Raw genomic sequence first — 21,162 nt, 5'->3', positions numbered from 1 at the left:
CCTAAATGGCTTTTAATGGGTAATTTAGCCGAATACCTTCGGCGTTAAGAATTACCCCGGTCAGGTGTTTCAATAACATCAATCTGGGGTTGTAAATTGCTCGTTATTAATCCTTTAATACTTTTATGGGGGTATAGCTCAGCTGGGAGAGCACCTGCCTTGCACGCAGGGGGTCAAGGGTTCGAATCCCTTTATCTCCACCATAATTGTTCTTTGAAAATTGCACAGTGATATATAAAATGAAAGTAAAGCTGAAGGTAAAACTACTTATTATATAAGTAATGAACCTTTGTAGATTTAAGAATTAATATAAATTAATAGTAGCGAGCAGAACAAGGAAGCAACCGAACGAGGAGCGGAATTTACTTTAAGGTAAATGAGCACCGCAGTGAGGGAAGCTGACGCAGTAATGCGAAGGTAATATTAATTTAGATGGTCAAGCTACAAAGGGCGCATGGTGAATGCCTTGGCACCAGTAGTCGAAGAAGGACGTGATAAGCTGCGATAAGCTTCGGGTAGGCGCAAATAGCCTGTGATCCGAAGATTTCCGAATGGGGCAACCCACACTACTAACGTAGTGTACTGTAAACTGAATTCATAGGTTTATAGGGATATACCCGGGGAACTGAAACATCTAAGTACCCGGAGGAAGAGAAAGAAAAATCGATTTCCTAAGTAGCGGCGAGCGAAAGGGAAAGAGCCCAAACCAGGAACTTGTTCCTGGGGTTGAGGACAGATCATAAACGAAAGTAGGAGTTAATTGAAGAGAGCTGGAAGGCTCCGCCGTAGAAGGTAACAGCCCTGTAGGTGAAAATGAAGACTTTTAGATCTGCTCCAGAGTACCACGAGACACGTGAAACCTTGTGGGAAGCAGGGAGGACCACCTCCCAAGGCTAAATACTAACTGGTGACCGATAGTGAAGCAGTACCGTGAGGGAAAGGTGAAAAGAACCCCGGGAGGGGAGTGAAATAGAACCTGAAACCGTGTGTCCACAACCGGTCAAAGCACTTTTACGTGCGATGACGTGCTTTTTGTAGAACGAGCCAGCGAGTTACGATATGTAGCAAGGTTAAGCACTTAAGGTGCGCAGCCGAAGGGAAACCGAGTCTGAATAGGGCAATAAGTTGCATGTCGTAGACCCGAAACCGGGTGACCTATCCATGGACAGGTTGAAGCGGAAGTAAAATTCCGTGGAGGACCGAACCACGTTGGTGTTGAAAAACCATGGGATGAGCTGTGGATAGCGGAGAAATTCCAATCGAACTCGGAGATAGCTGGTTCTCCTCGAAATAGCTTTAGGGCTAGCGTTGAGAATGAGTAATGGAGGTAGAGCACTGAATGGGCTAGGGGCTGACAACAGTTACTGAACCCTATCAAACTCCGAATGCCATATACTTGAATCTCAGCAGTCAGACTACGAATGATAAGATCCGTGGTCAAAAGGGAAACAGCCCAGATCATCAGCTAAGGTCCCAAAGTGTAAGTTAAGTGGAAAAGGATGTGGGATTTCTAAGACAACTAGGATGTTGGCTTAGAAGCAGCCACTCATTCAAAGAGTGCGTAATAGCTCACTAGTCGAGAGATCCTGCGCCGAAGATGTCCGGGGCTAAAACTTACCACCGAAGCTATGGGCTCGAAAGAGCGGTAGAGGAGCTTCCTGTATGGATTGAAGTCGTACCGAAAGGAGCGGTGGACTGTACAGGAGTGAGTATGCTGGCATAAGTAGCGAGAAATAAGTGAGAATCTTATTGGTCGAAAACCTAAGGTTTCCTGAGGAAGGCTCGTCCGCTCAGGGTTAGTCGGGACCTAAGCCGAGGCCGAAAGGCGTAGGTGATGGACAATCGGTTGATATTCCGATACCGCCAACTGACGTTATTACAAATGGGATGACGCAGGAGGATAAGATGTGCGCACTATTGGATGTGCGTCTAAGCACTTAGACAGACTAGACAGGCAAATCCGTTTAGTCAATGTTGAGGTGTGATGGGGAGCCCTTTCGGGCGAAGTATCTGATTCCACGCTGCCAAGAAAAGTCTCTATGGAGGAAGTTGGTGCCCGTACCGCAAACCGACACAGGTAGGTGAGGAGAGAATCCTAAGACCAGCGGAAGAATTGTTGTCAAGGAACTCGGCAAATTGACCCCGTAAGTTAGCGATAAGGGGTGCCTACGCAAGTAGGTCGCAGAGAATAGGCCCAAGCAACTGTTTAGCAAAAACACAGGTCTCTGCTAAAGCGAAAGCTGATGTATAGGGGCTGACGCCTGCCCGGTGCTGGAAGGTTAAGGGGAACACTTAGCGCAAGCGAAGGTGTGAACTTAAGCCCCAGTAAACGGCGGCCGTAACTATAACGGTCCTAAGGTAGCGAAATTCCTTGTCGGGTAAGTTCCGACCCGCACGAATGGCGTAATGACTTGGGCACTGTCTCGACAACAAATCCGGCGAAATTGTAGTGCAAGTGAAGATGCTTGCTACCCGCGATTGGACGGAAAGACCCCGTAGAGCTTTACTGTAGCTTAGCATTGAGTTTCGGTATTGTCTGTACAGGATAGGTGGGAGACTGAGAAGTAAGGGCGTCAGCTCTTATGGAGTCATCCTTGGGATACCACCCTGACAGTACTGGGATTCTAACCGGCGGCCATGAATCTGGTCACGGGACATTGTTAGGTGGGCAGTTTGACTGGGGCGGTCGCCTCCTAAAAAGTAACGGAGGCGCCCAAAGGTTCCCTCAGAACGGTTGGAAATCGTTCGTAGAGTGCAAAGGCAGAAGGAAGCCTGACTGCGACACATACAAGTGGAGCAGGGACGAAAGTCGGGCTTAGTGATCCGGTGGTTCCTCGTGGGAGGGCCATCGCTCAACGGATAAAAGCTACCTCGGGGATAACAGGCTGATCTCCCCCAAGAGTCCACATCGACGGGGAGGTTTGGCACCTCGATGTCGGCTCGTCGCATCCTGGGGCTGAAGTAGGTCCCAAGGGTTGGGCTGTTCGCCCATTAAAGCGGCACGCGAGCTGGGTTCAGAACGTCGTGAGACAGTTCGGTCCCTATCCGTCGCGGGCGTAGGAAATTTGAGAGGAGCTGTCCTTAGTACGAGAGGACCGGGATGGACTGACCTCTGGTGCACCAGTTGTTCCGCCAGGAGCACAGCTGGGTAGCTATGTCGGGACGGGATAAACGCTGAAAGCATCTAAGCGTGAAGCCCACCTCAAGATTAGATTTCCCATAGCGTAAGCTAGTAAGACCCCTTGAAGAACACAAGGTTGATAGGTCAGAGGTGTAAGCATGGTAACATGTTCAGCTGACTGATACTAATAGGTCGAGGGCTTGACCAAATACACATTCACTGTGCAATTTTCAGAGAACAATAGTTTCTGAAAAACAAAAAGTAACAACTAAAAATTGATAGAAGCGAGTAGTACAAGGAAGCGACTGAGCGAGGAACAGAGTTTACTTATCTGTAAATGAGTACCGCAGGGAGGGAGCTGACGAAGTAATACGAAGCTTATAGCAATTTTTGCAAAACATGCGGGTGTAACTCAATGGTAGAGTGCTAGCCTTCCAAGCTAGTTACGAGGGTTCGATTCCCTTCACCCGCTCCAATATAACGGGGTGTGGCGCAGATGGGAGCGCGCGTGGTTTGGGACCATGAGGTCGCAGGTTCAATCCCTGTCACCCCGACCAAAAAACACTAGATAGATATCTAGTGTTTTTTATTTTTGGTTAAAATAATTTGCTATAAAAATTATTTTGAATTTGTAGTTTTTTAATATATAATATACAGGGACACAAAAAAGGAGGAATGGAAATGACTTTAAGTGATAAGGTTTACAGTACGTTAAAAGAATTAGTTGCAGCACCTGGAGTATCAGGTACGAAAAGTGAAAATATAACATCTGAAAAGATATACAGTATACTATCGGAAATACCATATTTCCAAAATAATAAAAAGAATTTTGGTATGGAACTAATAGAAGAAGACCCATATGGAAGAAGTTTTGTATGGGGTGTTGTACATGGAAAAGAACAATCAAATAATACACTAATATTAACAGGACATTTAGATGTAGTAGAAGTAGAGGAGTTTGGGCACTTAAAACCTATTGCTTTCAATATTGAAGAATGCACTAAGAGAATCGGTGAGTTAAATCTAGATAAAGAAGCATTAAGAGATCTTGAATCTGGTAAATGGATTTTTGGAAGAGGTACAGCCGATATGAAATATGGCATAGCCTTAGACATAGAAATGCTTAGAGAATTTAGCGAAGAGAGAAATTTTAAAGGGAATTTATTATTCTTAGCAGTGCCAGGAGAGGAAAGCAACTCAGAAGGAATGATTGCATCTGTACCTTTTCTTTTAAAATTACAAGAGGAGAGGGGATACGACTATTGTGGAGTAATTGTTTCTGAATGTTGTATACCTGATAATGAAAATGATAAGTTAAAAAAGCTCTATATGGGAACTGTAGGAAAGATAATGCCATTATTTTTCTGCGTAGGTAAGGAAACTCATGTAGGAGAATCTCTTAAAGGATTAAATCCCAATGCTTTAGTTTCAGAAATAAATAGGCTATTAGAGTATAATCCGGATTTTTCGGATCAAGTTAACGATACTATTACACCACCACCTACATGCCTAAAGCAGTTAGATTTAAAGGAGCTATACTCTGTACAGACTCCATTATATGCAGCAGCATACTATAACATATTAACTTTAAGTATTTCAGAAGATAAACTTATGAGGGATTTAAAGGAGTTAAGTTTAAAAGCTTTTAACAACGTTTTAGATTTATTAAAAGAAAAGAGAGATAAATTTATAAAAAAATCTCCAGATAAAGTTCAATACATGGAAGTAGAACCTTGTGTTATGACTTATGAAGAGCTTTTAATGGAAGTTAAAGCTAAAGTAGAAGATTTTGATAAATATATAAAGGACAAAGTTGAGCTTTGGAAAAAAGAAAAAATGGACAACCAGACCATTGCAATAAACATTGTCAAAGAAACTTATGAAAAATATAATAGCAAAAAACCAATGATAATAGTTTCTTTTATTCCTCCATACTATCCACATAAATATTTACAAGGTATAGATGACAAAAGTAAAAGATTAATAGAAGTTATAGACGAAACAATAGAACTTGCTGAAAAGAAATTTAATGAAAAACTTATAAAAGAAGACTTTTTTATGGCTATATCTGATTTAAGTTATACTGGAATAGAAGGAAACAAAAATTTAGATCATTTATCATCTAATATTGTTGGTTATGATATAAATTATAAATTACCATTCGACTGTTTAGATAAGCTTAATATTCCAGGTATAGTTTTTGGTGGTGAAGGAAAGGACTTTCATAAGTATACTGAAAGGTTGAATGTCCCATATTCATTTAATGTAGTTCCTGAATTGTACAAAAATATGATTTTTTCTCTACTTAAGTAGAAATCAAGAATATAATTTAAGTCACAAAAAGCTAATTGGTTTTTTGTGACTTAAATTATTCGTTATCAAATTTTAATCTTGAACATAAGGCAAGGTTTTGACAAATTCATAGAAATCTTTATATTCTCCTATGTGATCTGACACTATTTCATCTTTTGTTCTATGGAGCAGGTTATCAGTTATTAAATATGTATTCATACCTAATTGTTTTGACACAAGATCTTCTTGTACATCATTTCCAACCATAAGACATTCTTCTGGCTTTTTTGAAATATCATTTAATATTTCTTCGTAGTACTTTAACTGAGGTTTACAATAATGATTTTTTTCAAAGCTTGATATGTAAGAGAACTCTTCAGGGTCAAATCCAGCCCAATGAACTCTATGATGGATTGCTTTAATTGGAAAGAGTGGATTTGTTGCAATTACAATTTTGTATCCCTTTTCTTTTAAGATTTTGACACTTTCTCTAATAGATTCAACATCTTTAACCGCCTCTCTAACTTTAAAGAAAGTAGTATCATAGAAATCATCAAAACGCTGCTTAATTTTGGATAAATCATAGTTTACTCTTTTGCCAAAGTCATTCATAAATACATCTTCATTGGTTCTATGTTCTAAATTTGCCACCATAACCTTAGTAGAACCCCATATATTTTTTGCAATCTCCTCTGGAGTAAGTATATCAGAAAATGATTTTGTAAGTTCTTCAAAGTATATTTTTTCAAATAAAGCCATATTCAGTGGAAGTAATGTTCCATCTAGATCAAATAAAATAGTATTCATAGTTATCCTCCTTAATTGTTATGTAAAATATTTTATCACAGGAAGAAGAAATTTACTATTACTGATGAAAGGTTTTTCTTGATTTGTGAATTATATTGGCGGTTTTTACGAAAAGTTTTAAATGTTTTTGAATGAAAATGATTGATTTTTGAAAATTCCTATATTATAATGTTTACATAGAGTAAAGATATCATATATCAATAAGTAGGTGATAAAATGCTGACTGAAGAAAGACACAATATTATATTAGATTTATTAAGAGAAAAAGGCGTAGTAAAAATAATAGATATAATGGAGGCTACTAATACTTCAGAATCCACTATAAGAAGGGATTTGACTTATTTAGAAAGTATTAATGCCTTGAAAAGAATACATGGTGGTGCAACATTGCCAAAAGGAAGATTAATTGAACCTAGTTATAGTGAAAAAGAGGTTCAAAACGTAGATGAGAAGAAGATTATTGCTAAATATGCCGCATCTTTAATAGAAGATGGCGACAGTGTATATCTAGATGCTGGTACATCAACCTATGAAATGATTCAGTATATAGATAAAAGCAACATTATTGTTGTTACCAATGGTCTTAAGCATATAAATGCTCTAGTTGATAAAGGTATAAATGCCTATATACTTGGAGGGAAAATTAAGAATATAACAAAGGCAGTTATAGGTTCAGATGCCCTAAAAAGTCTTGAAAAGTTCAGATTTGATAAATGTTTTCTAGGAATAAATGGAATACACATAGAATATGGATTTACCACTCCAGATTCTGAAGAAGCTATGCTCAAAGAAAACGCTATCAAACAGTCAAGACAATCCTTTGTATTGGCTGATGAAAGTAAATTTGGAGAAGTTAGCTTTGTAAAAGTGGCAGATTTGAAGGATGCTATTATAATTACAAATTCGGAGTTTGAAAATTACAAAGAATATAATGAAAAAACTAAAGTAAAGGTTGTGACAATTTAATGATATATACTGTAACTTTTAATCCTTCAATAGACTATGTTATTAAGGTTGAAAACTTCGCAGCAGGAACTGTTAACAGAGTGGTTAACGAAAATAAATATGCAGGTGGAAAAGGTATAAATGTATCAAGAGTTTTAAATAACTTAGGAATAAAAAGTAGGGCACTAGGTTTTATTGGGGGATTTACAGGACAGTTTATAGAGAGTTTTCTTAAAAAGGAAGAAGTATATACTGATTTTATCCAGGTAAACGGAGATACGAGAATAAATGTTAAGCTTAGTTCTAATGAAGAAACAGAGATAAATGGTAGTGGTCCAAATATTAGCGATGAAGATTTAGATAAGTTATTTGAAAAGATAGATACTTTAAATTCAGAAGACATTTTAGTGTTGGCTGGAAATGTGCAAAAATCTCTTCAAAGAAATATATATTCGCAAATTCAAGAGAAGGTAAAAAATAAAGAGGTAAAAGTAATTGTAGATACTACTGGTGAGGCTTTGATATCTACATTAAAGCATAAGCCATTTTTAATTAAGCCTAACAATCACGAACTAGGTGAAATATTTAATATTGAGATTCATAAGAAAGAGGATATAATAAAATACTCGCAAAGGCTTAGGGAAATGGGTGCACAGAATGTAATCATATCTATGGCAGGTGAAGGTGCGCTATTAATATGTAGTGAAGGAGTATATCATGCATCTGCTCCAAAAGGAATTGTAAAAAATTCAGTAGGAGCAGGAGATTCACTTATAGCAGGGTTCCTAGCTAGCTATTCTAAAACTTACAATATTACTGAAGCTTTTAAATACGGAGTAGCATCGGGAAGCGCTACGGCATTTTCTATGGACTTATGCAAGAGGGAAGAGGTAGAAAAGCTACTTGTACAGGTTAAGATTACTAAATTACTTTCTTAAAAGTTATACTTCAGAGAAATTAATTTCTCTGAAGTACAATTTAAATAAAAAAAGTTAATGTCTAAGATGAAAACCTTTTAAAAATAGGAGGGAAGTTATGAAAATTACAGAGCTTCTGACAAAAGAAACGATTATTGTAGATTTAAAATCAAACACAAAAGCTGACGTAATAGATGAATTAACAAATAAATTAGATAGAGCAGGAAGACTAAGAGATAAAGAAGAATTCAAGAATGCCATATGGAAAAGGGAAAATGAATTTTCAACAGGAATAGGAGAAGGAATAGCGATTCCACATGCCAAGACATCTGCAGTTAGAACTCCAGCATTAGCTTTTGGTCGATCTAAAAGTGGAATAGATTATGATTCTTTAGATGGAAATAGTTCTCATATATTCTTTATGATAGCGGCTAGTGAAGGAGCTCATAATGAGCACTTAGATACATTGTCTAGATTGTCTAGCATGCTTATGAGTGAAAGCTTTAGAGAAAAGCTTATGAGTGCAAATTCAGAAAATGAGATTTTAGCATTAATTGATAGCGAAGAAAAGAGCTATTTAAAGGAACAAAAACAAGGTGTAGATACTGAAAATAAAGAATCTAAAGGTTTAATATTAGCTGTAACTGCATGTCCAACTGGCATAGCACATACTTATATGGCAGCAGACGCATTAAAAAATAAAGCAAAAGATATGGGAGTAGATATAAAGGTAGAAACTAATGGTTCTACAGGGGTTAAAAATAGATTAACAGAAGAAGAAATCGAAAAGGCAACTGCTATTATAGTTGCTGCAGATAAGCAAGTTGAAATGTCTAGATTTGAGGGTAAAAAACTAATTCAAGTTCCTGTTGCCCAAGCCATTAAGAAGTCAGAAGAACTTTTAAATAAAGGGTTAAGTGGTGATGCGGCAGTATATCATCATAGCGGAAATGATAAAAATGTATCAGCAAATAAAAATGAAAGAACTGGATTCTATAAACATCTTATGAATGGTGTTTCTAATATGCTTCCTTTTGTTGTAGGAGGAGGTATATTAATAGCAATATGCTTTATGTTTGGTATAAAAGCTTTTGATCCAAAGGACCCATCCTTTAATCCAACAGCTAAGCTTTTAATGGATATAGGTGGTGGAAATGCATTTTCACTAATGATACCAGTTCTAGCTGGATTCATAGGCAGTAGTATAGCTGACAGACCAGGTTATGCGCCAGCTATGGTTGGAGGATTTATAGCAGCAAATAATGGTGCTGGATTCTTAGGAGGGTTAATTGCAGGTTTCTTAGGCGGTTACGTTGTAGTAGCTCTTAAAAATATGTTCTCTAAGTTACCACAGTCATTAGAGGGGATAAAACCAGTATTGTTATATCCGCTATTTGGAATATTCATTACTGGAGCTATTATGTTCCTCGTTGTTATTAATCCAGTTAAAGCTCTTAATGCAGGTGTTACGAGTTGGTTAAGTTCTATGGGCACTGCCAATAAGATAATTCTTGGTGTAGTATTAGGTGGAATGATGGCTGTTGATATGGGTGGTCCAATAAATAAAGCTGCATTTACCTTTGGAATAGCAATGATTGGTTCAGGAAATTATTATCCTCATGCTGCAATTATGGCTGGAGGTATGGTTCCACCATTAGGTATTGCTATTGCAACTACATTATTTAAAAATAGATTTACAAAAGAGGAAAGAGATGCAGGTAAAACTTGCTATATAATGGGTGCAAGTTTTATAACTGAAGGTGCTATACCTTTTGCAGCAGCTGACCCTGGAAGAGTTATACCTTCGATAGTTGTAGGTTCAGCGATAGCAGGAGCGCTTACTATGATGTTTAATATAGGGCTTCCAGCTCCACATGGAGGAATCTTCGTAATTCCTATAGTAAAAGGTAACCCATTATTATATGTAGCGGCTATATTAATTGGATCTTTTGTTACAGCAATAATGTTAGGATTTCTTAAAAAACAAATAGAAGATTAATTAAAAAAGCCTTGTTAAAATAAGTTTGAAAACTTCTATTTTAACAAGGCTTTTTTATATACTAAGCTGCTAATTTTTCTTCAAGACTTTCTGAGAGTTTTTCACCTTTTCTAACGAATATAATGTTAACAATCATTGCTATTAATCCAAAGAGAACTAATATTAATACGTCCTTTTGAATAATTGAATAGTTTATTCTTGATGCAAATAATATTTCCCTTATAGCTTCTACAGCGTAAGTGAAAGGCAAGTATGGACTTATAGCCTGGAAGAACTTAGGTAACACTTCAATAGGGAAGGTACCAGAATCTGAGCATAATTGAAGTACTAATAATACAACAGCTAGTCCTTCACCGACAAGTCCAAATAGATTCATAAAGCAATGAATTATAGAGTCAAAGGAAAGAGCCATTAAGGTTAATAGTAAAAATAGAAGTAAAGTATTCGATGGCTCAATTCCAAGTGCTAGTACTATTCCACCTAATGATACAGCTTGAATTATACCTATAACAGCATATGGAATAAATTTTCCAAGAACAAGCTGAACATTGCTAAGTTCTTTATAATCATCTTTTTTAGTTTTAATTACAAGAAACATGAAAACTGCACCAAGCCATATGGATATCGGTAAGAAATATGGTGCCAATCCTGAACCGTAGTTATTTATAGGATTTAAGTTTTGTTCATCCACTTTTACTGGGTTACCTATAAAGTTTCCTAGGTCTTTGCTTGGAGTTTTAACATTGTCTTCAACTTTCTTTATACCATTATTTAATCCAGTATCGAGTTCCTTTGTTCCATTCTTCAAATCAGTTAACCCATTACTTAGCTGACCAGACCCTTCGGTTAGCTGATTTACACCTTGAGCTAGATTAGGTACTTGACTATTAAGTTGACCTAGACCCTTAGTTAGCTGATAAGAACCGTCATATAGCTGTTTAGAGCTATTTTGAAGCAACGGCATATTACTGTCGAGATTTTCTAAACCACTTGCTAGCTGAGATGATCCCTGTGATGTTGAATTAATTCCTAAAGATAGTTGGTACACCCCGTTAACATATTGGTTAACACCTGTTGTGTATGGTTCAATTCCTTGAGACTTAAAACTATTAAGTCCAGAATAAAACATTCCTGATGCGGAGTTTTGATTATTTATATCAAGTTGACTTGATAAATTTGAGGCACCAGTAGCTAATTGGTTTACACCATCTTTTAGCATTTCTATATTTTTTGAATTATCAGGATTAGTAGACCGATCTGATATAGATTGCATTGTTGATAGAAATGCTTGCATATTAGGATCTTGCATTGCTTCTGGATGCGCTGCCAGATATACTTGAAGTTGTTTCTGTCCATTACTCATAGCATACTGATTTTGATTTAATGTAGTAATTAAAGAATTTACTCCATTCTGCACCTGATTAGCTCCAGAGCTTAGCTGATCTGCGCCACTCTTCAAGCCACTAGAAACCTGAGTATAACCTGATATAAGCTTGCTATCAAAATTCTCATTTAAGGAGTCTCCAGCATTTTTTAAATCCGAAGATTTATTCGTTAACTCTTTTGCACCTTCCTGCAGACTGTTCATACCTTTATTTAATGTTGTTGCTCCTGAAGTCAACTTATTTGCGCCAGCTGATAATTCTGGAATCTTTGAGTTAAGTTGTCCAAGACCATTATTCAATTGATCTGAACCATTAGCTAGAGAACTGACACCATTTTGAAGCTCAGGAACTTGTCTGTCCATTTCCTTTAATCCAGTATTGAGACTTTGACTTCCATCTTTTAATTTACTAGTTCCATCATATAACTTTTCTGTTCCATTTGAAGCATCTTTCATACCGTCTTTCATTTCATATATACTATCAAATGCAATTGCACCGTATTCCCCAGAAATACTTTTCTTAATCTCATTAACGAATTCATTTTTTATAGCATCAGAGATTTTTGTGCCAATATAATTTTTCTTGTTGTTTGAAAGATAAATGATTTTAGGTGCTATAGCTTTACCATCTTTTGCACTTACTATTTTTTGAGAAAAATCCTCAGGAATTTGAATTTCTGCAAAGTACTTGTCATTAGCTATGCCTTTAGTAGCTTCTTCTTCAGAAACAAATTTAAAGCCTACATCCTTCTTATCATTTAGATTATTAACTATGTCATTACCATAGTTATAACTTTTGCCCTCTGCAGAGGTACCTTTGTCTTTGTTTACTACAGCTATATTGTAATTTTTTAAATTGCCATAGGGATCCCAATAAGCTTTTAAATAAAATAAGCTGTATGAAAGAGGAATGACTATGACCGCTGCAGTTGCTGCTAGCTTGATTTTATTTTGGTATATTGATTTTAATTCACTTTTAAAAATTTTAAATAATTTCATAAATCAAACACATCCTCCTATAATAAAATAAGTACTGACCAGTCAGTACAATAATGTTATACAACAAAATAAGACAAATTTCAAGCTTATTTAAAACTAATTTCCATGAAAACTGTACTCAAATATGTAGATTTAAGGAAATAAATTAATAAATTACATATAAATAGAGATCACTGGAATCATAATTTACTTGATTCTGGTGACCTCTATTTTTAACTAATACATATACTATAATTAGTTAAATAATAATTGTTAAGTTTAAATTATTGTATATTTGAATAGCTAGCAGCTTCGTCTTCTTTGTTTTTGTTATTTATAAATATAGAAGCTAAAAGGCTTACTGAAAGTATAGTAAATATGGACACTAAGGACACTACTACTGATATGTGTATATTAAATAATAATGCCAATAATTTTATACCTGTAAATATTAATATACATGCAACACCATATTTCATATAAGCAAATTTTTCATGAAGCTTATATAAAAGGAAGTACATACTTCTAAGTCCCAAAATTGCAAATATATTTGAAGTATAAACTATAAAAGGATCTGTTGTTATAGAAAATATAGCAGGGATTGAGTCTATAGCAAATATAATATCGGAAAATTCTATAAGCAATAATACTGCAAATAGGGGAGTTATATAAAGTTTTTTATTTTTTCTTATAAAAAACTTTTCTCCTTCTAGTTTATCTGAAACAGGAATAATTTTATTAATAAATTTAAGCAATTTACTATCTTTTATGTCGTTAACTTTATCATTTTCTTTAAACATTTTAATTCCACTTATTATTAGTATTAATCCAAATATATATAGCATCCAGTGGAACTTATTAACTACAGTTATTCCTAATACAACAAATATAAATCTTAAAATTATTGCACCCCATATACCATAGGAAAGAACTTTCTTTTGATATTCTGGTTTAATTGAAAACCCTTCAAAAACAAGTAAAAATAAAAATAGATTGTCGAGACTTAAGCTTTGCTCAATTACATATCCACCTAAGAAAGATAAAGCTTTTTCGGAACCCATAAATATATAAATACCTATATTAAATAGTAAAGCTAGTCCCACCCACATACCTAATGTTAACATTGATTTTTTAGTAGACATAAAATTCCTCCTTTATTATTTAGGTAAATTTAATAATGTATTAATTAAATAAGATTATTAAGAAATTTAATATTGTGAGACTATGTAGTAAAAAAACAAAAGACTTTTAACATAATCCTTAGGATTATGTTAAAAGTCTTATTACCTCACAAAGGCCTACAAAACCAGATTTGAAAAATATTCAAATCGGAATGTTGATTTTGCAGTTTAAATTACTCCCTTTTAACTAACTTTATTAAATTCTATAGTGTTATAATATCACATGAATTCCTGTTAGTCAAGTTATAAATATGTTTTTAAATATAAAAATTAATTATGTTAAGAGTTAATAATTAACGCTTGTTTTGAAAATTTAAACTACTATTTATATATAGCATTATAGGAAACCAAAATAAGTAGAGTTCTTGGATTTAACTTAATGTGATGCCTACATAGAGTGCCAATTTGACGCTAATCGCTTTCATAACTTGCGATGAGAGGTTAGCAATGACAGCAATCGGATAAACAGAGTTCTTGGCGTCAGATGGAGTTTTAACTCCACCTGATGCTTAGAAATCGTTATCCAGGGACGTAGCCGCTCTTTACTCCCGCTTGGAGAAGCGGGAGTATTAGAGCGGGTAGTCATCGGATAAAAATATAAACTTATTTTAAAATATAGTTGACAAGCAGTATAAGATAGTATATAATTCATAAATGTACCAAGGACATGTAATTATATGCGGGTGTAACTCAATGGTAGAGTGCTAGCCTTCCAAGCTAGTTACGAGGGTTCGATTCCCTTCACCCGCTCCAAATATGCGTTTTTAGCTCAGTTGGATAGAGCAACGGCCTTCTAAGCCGTGTGCCAGGGGTTCGAATCCCTTAAGACGCACCATTATTTTGGGATATCGCCAAGCGGTAAGGCACCAGACTTTGACTCTGGTATTCGTAGGTTCGAATCCTGCTATCCCAGCCATTTAAACTTTAATAATTATTGAGATGTCATGAGTTTGCGGGAGTGGCTCAGTGGTAGAGCGTCACCTTGCCAAGGTGAACGTCGCGGGTTCGAATCCCGTCTTCCGCTCCAACATATGCTTTATATTATATAAAGCAATTATAAAAGTTCATATTTACCCGGTGGTAATGACGTGAAGGTAACACCCGTTTCCATTCCGAACACGATGGTTAAGCTTCAGAGTGCCGATGGTACTGCAGGGGAGACCCTGTGGAAGAGTAGGTCGCTGCCGGATTCAATAAAAAAACACTAAGTGTATGCTTAGTGTTTTTTTTATTTTACCTAGTAAATATAGATATTACTTAGAATAATCAGTATATTGATTTTAAAGGTAATTAAACTTATAATTTATATATATGTAATAATGTGGTAAATGGATTGCTTTTATTTATACGGAGATGGACTTTAACTCTGTAGTTAAAATTATACATACTATGGAACTGAGGGGGATAAAATGGTTTCAAATTTATTTAATGCAGAAAAGGTATTAGAGTGTTTACTAGAAAATCTAGATGAAGGAATTCAAATAGTTGATTCTACTGGTAAGACAATGTATTACAATAAGGCGATGGGTAAGATAGAAGGAATTGAGCCTGGAAAAGTTCTGGGAAAAAGGGTTAACGAATACCTAAAAGACGTAAAAGAAGATACATCTACTCTAATGAATGCTCTAAAAACCGGTAAGAAAATTGTAGACTTAATTCAGCAATATAGTAATGAGTATAAGAAGAAAGTTACAACCATAAATACTACTGTACCAATAATTCATAATGGGGAAAATATAGCAGCTATTGAAATAGCTAAAGATATGACGAAACTAAAAGAACTAACAGAATGTATATGTAAATTACAGGAAATAAATGCAAAAGTAAAGAAGAATTATACCTTTAGCGATATATGTGGAAATAGCATTGCAATGAAAAGTGCTATAGAAAAAGCTAAAAAAGCAAGTATATCAAATTCTTCTGTCTTAATTTATGGAGAAACTGGATGTGGTAAAGAAGTTTTCGCACAAAGTATTCATTATGACGGGCTAAGGAAAGATAAACCATTTATACCTATAAATTGTGCTGCTATTCCTGCCGCTTTACTTGAAGGAATGTTATTTGGGACAGAAAAAGGAAGTTTTACAGGAGCAGAAAATAAAAAAGGATTATTTGAAGAAGCAAATAGGGGAACGATTTTGTTAGATGAAGTTAATTCTATGGAGCCCTATCTTCAATCTAAGCTTCTAAGAGTACTACAAGACGGATATATAAGACCTATTGGAAGTAACAAGGTTATAGACTGTGATGTTCGAATAATAGCAACATTAAATGAAGAACCAGAAAAACTAATTGAAAGTGGAAAGCTTAGAAAAGACTTTTATTATAGATTAAGTGTTATAAGGTTAAATATACCACCATTGAGGGAAAGAAAAGAGGATATACCCATATTACTAGATAAATTCATTAAAAATTATAATAAAATTCTAGATAAAAATATAATAGGAATTGATAAAGATGTTATGGAGAAGTTAATAGAATATAATTGGCCAGGGAATATAAGAGAATTAAAAAATGTAATAGAATCATCTATGAATATGGCAGATAACAATTCTATTTTAAGCTACTGGCATTTTGATCCCAAGATATTCAATAAGTCTTCAAATGAAACTCAAATAGATATTGAAAATTTTATTATAGATGAAAAGCAAAATTTTGATTTAGAACAATATATTGGGGATATTGAAAAAGAGATAATAAAAAGGACATTAAAAAATAATCATTATAATGTTAGTAGAACTTCTAAACAGTTGAATATTTCCAGACAAAACTTACAATATAAGATTAAAAAATATAATATTAACAAAATAGATTAGTATGTAGTGAACTATTTGCAGGAGTTGTATAAATATTAATTAAATTTGATTAATCTGCATAAGTGCAAAAATCCTTGCTAGATATGCAAAAAAAATTGCTTTTACAATAATTGGGTTTTGTGTGTACGTAATAGTAGGTTTATTTAATTCTATTAAAAATATATAAAGAAATAGTGCAAAAAATTTTTACATAATTTATGCATGTATTTTGGAATTAGGCCAAAATACATGCTTTTTTATTTGGCATGGCAATTGCTATATAAATAATGCATAAAAGTAAATAAAATTTTGCCTAAGAAATTACTTTGAAATGTGTATACGGTAATAGGCTAATTTATTTAAGTTAAAATTTTTTATGTGGTAGGTGAAGATTATATGATAAAAAAGGGTACATGGGTAGAAATTGAAGAGACTGTTTTAACATCTAAGGAGAGATCTCAAAGTATACCTGAAGAAACAAAACAAACACCACTTAAGTGCTGGATAAGAGGCAATTGTCTACAGGATTGCGAAATTGGTGGTGAGGTAGAAGTTGAAACAAATATAGGAAGAATTGCAAGAGGAAAAGTTGTTGAGGTTGAGCCAGGATATAACCATTCCTTTGGGAAATATGTTCAAGAACTAAGCTACGTTGGGAAACAAGTTAGAGATATTATAAAAGAGTAATTACTAAGCCTGCATTTAAGAAAAGAAGGGGGTAATAAATAATGAATAAGTATGAAGAGCTTATGGCAAGAAAGAGCCAAATTATGCTTAAATCTGTTGGAATTGATTTTGATAAATACGAAACTGGAAAACTTTCATTTGATTATGAAGGCCTTATGAGGGATGTAGGATATTGTTTAGAAGAAGTTCGAGAAATTCGAAAAGAGGCTGGAGTTGGAAATACTCCATTAATAGAGCTTAAAAACATAACAAAATTAGCAAGAAAAGCTTCTAAAACAGGCAAGGCTGCTAGAATATTTATAAAAGATGAAAGTTGTAATCCGTCGGGAAGCTTTAAGGATAGAAGAGCATCGGTATCTGTATATGATGCTATGAAAAGAGGTTATAAAGGTGTAGCTGCAGCTACTTCTGGTAATTACGGTGCAGCAGTAGCCTCTCAAGCCAATATAAGAGGACTTAAATGTATAATTGCAAATGAATGCTATGATTCAAGAAAAGTTGGACAGCCTGAAATCATAGAAAAAGGAAGAAAGTGCGAAGGTTACGGAGCTGAAGTTGTAAGGCTTACTGTCGGGCCAGAGTTGTTTTACACATATCTAAAAATACTTGAAGATACAGGTTATTATAATGCATCCTTATATTCCTCCTATGGAATAGCAGGGGTAGAAACATTAGGTTATGAGATAGCAGAACAATGCAGAGAAAGATTTGAAAGAGATCCTATTGCTGTAGTGGTAACACATGCAGGCGGTGGCAATGTTACTGGTACAGCTAGAGGTCTAATAAAAGCAGGAGCGTTAGATACAAAAATAATAGGTGCATCTGTAGATTTAAGCGGACTTCATATGGCTTCAGATATAGCTTTCAATAAGAAATCCTTTACTACAGGTCATACAGGATTTGGAATTCCATTCATGACAAATCCTGATAGATCAGATGTTCCAAGAAGTGCAGCAAGACCATTAAGGTATATGGATAGATATATAACCATAAGCCAGGGTGAAGTATTCTGGATGACTGAAGTGCTGGCTCAACTAGAGGGATTAGAAAGAGGTCCAGCAGGAAATACATCACTGGCGGCTGCTTTTGCAATTGCGCAAGAATATGATAATGATGAAATAATAGTTGTTCAAGAAACTGAATACACAGGAGCAGGCAAACATCCTATAGCTCAACTTAATTTTGCAAGAGAAAATGGTATTGAAATTATCATTGGTAACCCAAAGGAAGAAGTTCCGGGTAAGAACATAATATTACCTTCTCATCCTTCATTAGTATCAGTAACAGATGCAAATATGAAAGAGTTAAGAAAGTCATATCTAAGAAATTCTTTAAAGAGAATAAAGGGAAATGAAATTGAACAAAGAGATCTTAAATTCCTATTAGAGGAAACTAAGTTATCTTTAAAAGAAGCTACAGAGTTATTAAAAGAAAATAATATAAGTGTAGAATAGGGGGAAATGTATGAAAAGGGAAAGTGATTTTGAAATAAGAAGACAGCATTTAAAAGATTTAAGTGATGAAGAGTTATATGAAAGATTTTGGAATTTAACAGAACAAATTGTAAAGCCTTTAGTAGACTTAGCATATACACATACATCACCAGCTATTGAACGTTCGGTACTTTTAAGAATGGGATTTTCCAGTTTAGATGCACAGCCAATAGTTGATTATGGAGCAAAGTGGAATTTATTAGATAAAGGAATCGGCAATGTAGTTTTAACCTATGCAAAAATAAAAAATATTAATTATCTAAAAGCAGGAGAAGAGTTATCAAAAGGTGTAGGTTGGGATTTAGTTATTGACAAAATGAAGGGCGGTGACAAGTAATGATTGAGAGATTAGAGGCAAATAAAAAAATAGATATAGAGGAAATATTAAGAGATTTAGACAAATATGAGCCAAAATGGAGAGGTTGGCACTGGAGAGAGGAAAGCCAAGAAGGAAGAGCTGGAGAATTTACTTATAGTGAGATATCTAAATCCTTAAAAAACAGTCAACCGCTTCCGGCTGCAAGAAGCTTTAATAATATTGATCCGCAGCCACAACCGATTATTACCACGGAAATAGCTTCCGGTAGGTTTGAAGATGATATAAGAAGAATGAGAATGGCAGCATGGCATGGTGCAGATCACTTGATGGTTATAAGAACAGCAGGCCAAAGCCATTTTGATGGGTTAATAGAAGGCACTCCAGAAGGAATAGGTGGCGTTCCTATTACAAGGAAGCAAGTTAGGGCAACAAGAAAAGCTATAGATTCAATAGAAGAAGAAGTAGGAAGAAAGATAAATTTTCATTCTTATGTATCTGGAGTGGCTGGTCCTGACATAGCTGTTATGTTTGCTGAAGAGGGAGTAAATGGAGCGCACCAGGACCCTCAGTATAACGTACTTTATAGAAATGTGAATATGTTTAGATCCTTTGTAGATGCGGCGGTAGCGAAAAGAATAATGGTTTGGGCAGATATGCTGCAGATAGATGGAGCTCATAATGCTAATGCTACAGCAATGAAAGGCTATAATGTAATGCCAGAACTAATGGTACAGCATGCCATAAATGCCAAGTTTTCAGAGTTGGTTGGAATGAAGCCAGAGAATATAGCTCTTTCAACAGTTCCACCAACATCTGCGCCAGCACCATGCATGAAATATGACTTACCATATGCAGTAGCATTAAGAGAGTTATTTAGCAAATATAAAATGAGAGCTCAAATGAACACAAAATATATAGAGTCCTGTGAAAGAGAGGCTACTGTAGGACATACTTTAAATCTGTTGATATCAGAGTTAACTTCTGCAGATATTCAAAGCACAATAACCCCTGATGAGGGAAGAAATGTTCCATGGCATTATAATAATATACATGCTGTAAATACTGCTAAGCAGGCCTTTATTGGTATGGATGGACTGATGGATATGATAGAGCTAAGAAAAGAGGGTTATCTACCAGAAAAAGTAAGAGAATTAAAAGAAAGAGCTATTCTATTCTTAGAGGAAATGATTGAAGCTGGTGGGTACTTTAAAGCAGTCGATTCCGGATTCTTTGTAGATTCAGGAGAATATCCTGAGAGAAATGGAGACGGTATAGCAAGAAAGATGGATGGTGGAGATGCTGTTGGAACCATAATAAAAAGAGACAAAGACTACCTTGCACCTGTTTGTGCTCATTTTGGATATAATAACATCCCTAAGGAATATAAGAATGCATGTGATGCTATAAATGGATGCACATTATGTGATCATTCAAAGATTAAATACATTGATGAACTTGATGAAAATGACAACGTATTCAAAAGATTAGAGGGAATCAAAGAAGATGGTACAGTGATTCCAGAAGTTCAGTGGGCAAAAGATGGATATGTAAAAGTTACATTATGCATACCTGAAAATGAACAAATAAGCGAAGCTGCTGCACTTGAAATGGGAAAGAGAATGAATTTAAAGGATGTAGAAATTATTCATAAACAAGTTTTACAAATGTCAGAAGGAACTCTAGTAGAAATTAAGGGCGTATGTGATTTTATACCTGTAAAACGAGATGAGCTTTCCTTACCGAAGAGAAGAAAAACCCTGCCTCCAGATGTAATGAGAGATTATGTAAAAGAAAATCCAATAAAAGTTGTTGCAGCTACTGTGGGAGAGGATGAACACTCTGTAGGATTAAGAGAAGTTATAGATATTAAGCACGGAGGGGTTGAAAAGTTTGGTATAGAGGCAATTTATCTTGGTACATCCTGCCCTGTAGAAAAGCTTGTTGATGCGGCAATAGAATCAAGAGCTCAGGCTATATTATGCAGTACAATAATAACCCATAATGATGTTCATACAAAGAATATGCAAAAGCTTCATGATTTGTGCGTAGAAAAAGGTGTAAGAGATAAGTTGATACTTGTATCTGGCGGAACTCAGGTAACTGATGAGATTGCAAAAGCTCGTGGTATGGATGTTGGATTTGGAAGAGGTTCAAATGGTACAGATGTAGCATCATTTATTATCAAGAAGCTAATGGGCATTAATCCAGATGAAGAGGAATAAGAAGTAGTTTTAGATAGAGTAT

12 protein-coding genes, 7 tRNA genes and 2 rRNA genes are annotated in these 21,162 nt (G+C 35.1%); 18 read left to right on the top strand and 3 right to left on the bottom strand.

The genetic code is table 11. The features are described 5' to 3' along the window. Positions 1–127: 127 nt before the first annotated feature. The 5 genes from RCG18_RS00170 to RCG18_RS00150 all read left to right on the top strand — a co-directional run bounded on the left by RCG18_RS00170 (position 128) and on the right by RCG18_RS00150 (position 5,434). Positions 128–203: transfer RNA gene (locus RCG18_RS00170), tRNA-Ala, on the top strand. Between the two features lie 231 nt (positions 204–434). Beyond that, positions 435–3,329 (top strand): 23S ribosomal RNA (locus RCG18_RS00165). A 193-nt stretch (positions 3,330–3,522) separates the two neighbouring features. Continuing rightward, positions 3,523–3,596: transfer RNA gene (locus tag RCG18_RS00160), tRNA-Gly, on the top strand. Between the two features lie 6 nt (positions 3,597–3,602). Beyond that, positions 3,603–3,678: transfer RNA gene (locus RCG18_RS00155), tRNA-Pro, on the top strand. Positions 3,679–3,802: 124 nt separating this feature from the next. Then, on the top strand, positions 3,803–5,434 hold the full coding sequence (locus RCG18_RS00150) for a M20/M25/M40 family metallo-hydrolase (RefSeq protein ID WP_308039434.1): 1,632 nt from the start codon (positions 3,803–3,805) through the stop codon (positions 5,432–5,434). Positions 5,435–5,506: 72 nt separating this feature from the next. Here the strand turns inward: RCG18_RS00150 and RCG18_RS00145 are convergent, their stop codons facing one another. Continuing rightward, a complete protein-coding gene (locus RCG18_RS00145; protein ID WP_308039433.1) occupies positions 5,507–6,220 on the bottom strand; it encodes an HAD family hydrolase in 714 nt (237 codons plus the stop codon). A 216-nt stretch (positions 6,221–6,436) separates the two neighbouring features. On the opposite strand from RCG18_RS00145, the gene RCG18_RS00140 reads away from it, so the two are divergent. From RCG18_RS00140 to RCG18_RS00130, 3 genes are all read left to right on the top strand, one after another. Beyond that, a complete protein-coding gene (locus RCG18_RS00140) occupies positions 6,437–7,186 on the top strand; it encodes a DeoR/GlpR family DNA-binding transcription regulator (RefSeq protein WP_308039431.1) in 750 nt (249 codons plus the stop codon). Beyond that, positions 7,186–8,103 (top strand): 1-phosphofructokinase, encoded by a 918-nt coding sequence (gene pfkB / locus RCG18_RS00135; protein ID WP_308039430.1) that lies wholly within the window; start codon positions 7,186–7,188, stop codon positions 8,101–8,103. The genes RCG18_RS00140 and pfkB overlap by 1 nt, the downstream gene beginning before the upstream one ends. 97 nt (positions 8,104–8,200) lie before the next feature. Continuing rightward, complete coding sequence (locus RCG18_RS00130) at positions 8,201–10,081, top strand: fructose-specific PTS transporter subunit EIIC (RefSeq protein WP_308039429.1); 1,881 nt, start codon at positions 8,201–8,203, stop codon at positions 10,079–10,081. Positions 10,082–10,142: 61 nt separating this feature from the next. Here the strand turns inward: RCG18_RS00130 and RCG18_RS00125 are convergent, their stop codons facing one another. Together RCG18_RS00125 and RCG18_RS00120 are read right to left on the bottom strand one after the other, a co-directional pair. Further along, positions 10,143–12,464: a YhgE/Pip domain-containing protein gene (locus RCG18_RS00125; RefSeq protein ID WP_308039428.1), complete on the bottom strand. Its 2,322-nt coding sequence runs from the start codon at positions 12,462–12,464 to the stop codon at positions 10,143–10,145. Positions 12,465–12,727: 263 nt separating this feature from the next. Then, the gene (locus RCG18_RS00120; RefSeq protein ID WP_308039427.1) at positions 12,728–13,585 is read right to left on the bottom strand and encodes a TerC/Alx family metal homeostasis membrane protein; all 858 of its coding nucleotides are present in this window, start codon (positions 13,583–13,585) and stop codon (positions 12,728–12,730) included. A 718-nt stretch (positions 13,586–14,303) separates the two neighbouring features. Between RCG18_RS00120 and RCG18_RS00115 the strand changes: the two genes are divergently transcribed. The 10 genes from RCG18_RS00115 (at position 14,304) to oraE (ending at position 21,140) form a co-directional block, all read left to right on the top strand. Further along, positions 14,304–14,377, top strand: a tRNA-Gly gene (locus tag RCG18_RS00115). A 5-nt stretch (positions 14,378–14,382) separates the two neighbouring features. Then, a tRNA-Arg gene (locus tag RCG18_RS00110) sits at positions 14,383–14,459 on the top strand. A gap of 6 nt (positions 14,460–14,465) precedes the next feature. Then, a tRNA-Gln gene (locus RCG18_RS00105) sits at positions 14,466–14,540 on the top strand. A gap of 36 nt (positions 14,541–14,576) precedes the next feature. Beyond that, positions 14,577–14,651 (top strand) — tRNA-Gly (locus RCG18_RS00100). A gap of 46 nt (positions 14,652–14,697) precedes the next feature. After that, positions 14,698–14,814, top strand: a 5S ribosomal RNA gene (rrf, locus tag RCG18_RS00095). A gap of 219 nt (positions 14,815–15,033) precedes the next feature. Continuing rightward, a complete protein-coding gene (locus RCG18_RS00090; RefSeq protein WP_308039426.1) occupies positions 15,034–16,440 on the top strand; it encodes a sigma 54-interacting transcriptional regulator in 1,407 nt (468 codons plus the stop codon). Between the two features lie 375 nt (positions 16,441–16,815). Further along, entirely contained in the window at positions 16,816–17,106 is a 291-nt protein-coding gene (gene ortA, locus RCG18_RS00085; RefSeq protein ID WP_308039424.1) for a 2-amino-4-oxopentanoate thiolase subunit OrtA, read from the top strand. A gap of 41 nt (positions 17,107–17,147) precedes the next feature. Beyond that, positions 17,148–18,560: a 2-amino-4-oxopentanoate thiolase subunit OrtB gene (ortB, locus tag RCG18_RS00080; RefSeq protein ID WP_308039423.1), complete on the top strand. Its 1,413-nt coding sequence runs from the start codon at positions 17,148–17,150 to the stop codon at positions 18,558–18,560. 10 nt (positions 18,561–18,570) lie between these two features. After that, entirely contained in the window at positions 18,571–18,936 is a 366-nt protein-coding gene (locus RCG18_RS00075) for an ornithine aminomutase subunit alpha (protein WP_308039422.1), read from the top strand. Beyond that, complete coding sequence (gene oraE / locus RCG18_RS00070) at positions 18,936–21,140, top strand: D-ornithine 4,5-aminomutase subunit OraE (RefSeq protein ID WP_308039421.1); 2,205 nt, start codon at positions 18,936–18,938, stop codon at positions 21,138–21,140. Before RCG18_RS00075 ends, oraE begins: the two co-directional genes overlap by 1 nt. Positions 21,141–21,162: the final 22 nt, after the last annotated feature.

Origin of the sequence: Clostridium sp. OS1-26 (assembly GCF_030915445.1) — a bacterium.
Classification (GTDB): domain Bacteria; phylum Bacillota; class Clostridia; order Clostridiales; family Clostridiaceae; genus Clostridium_AM.
Note: the sequence above shows the minus strand (reverse complement) of the source record. Positions and strands in the feature narration are given on the sequence as shown.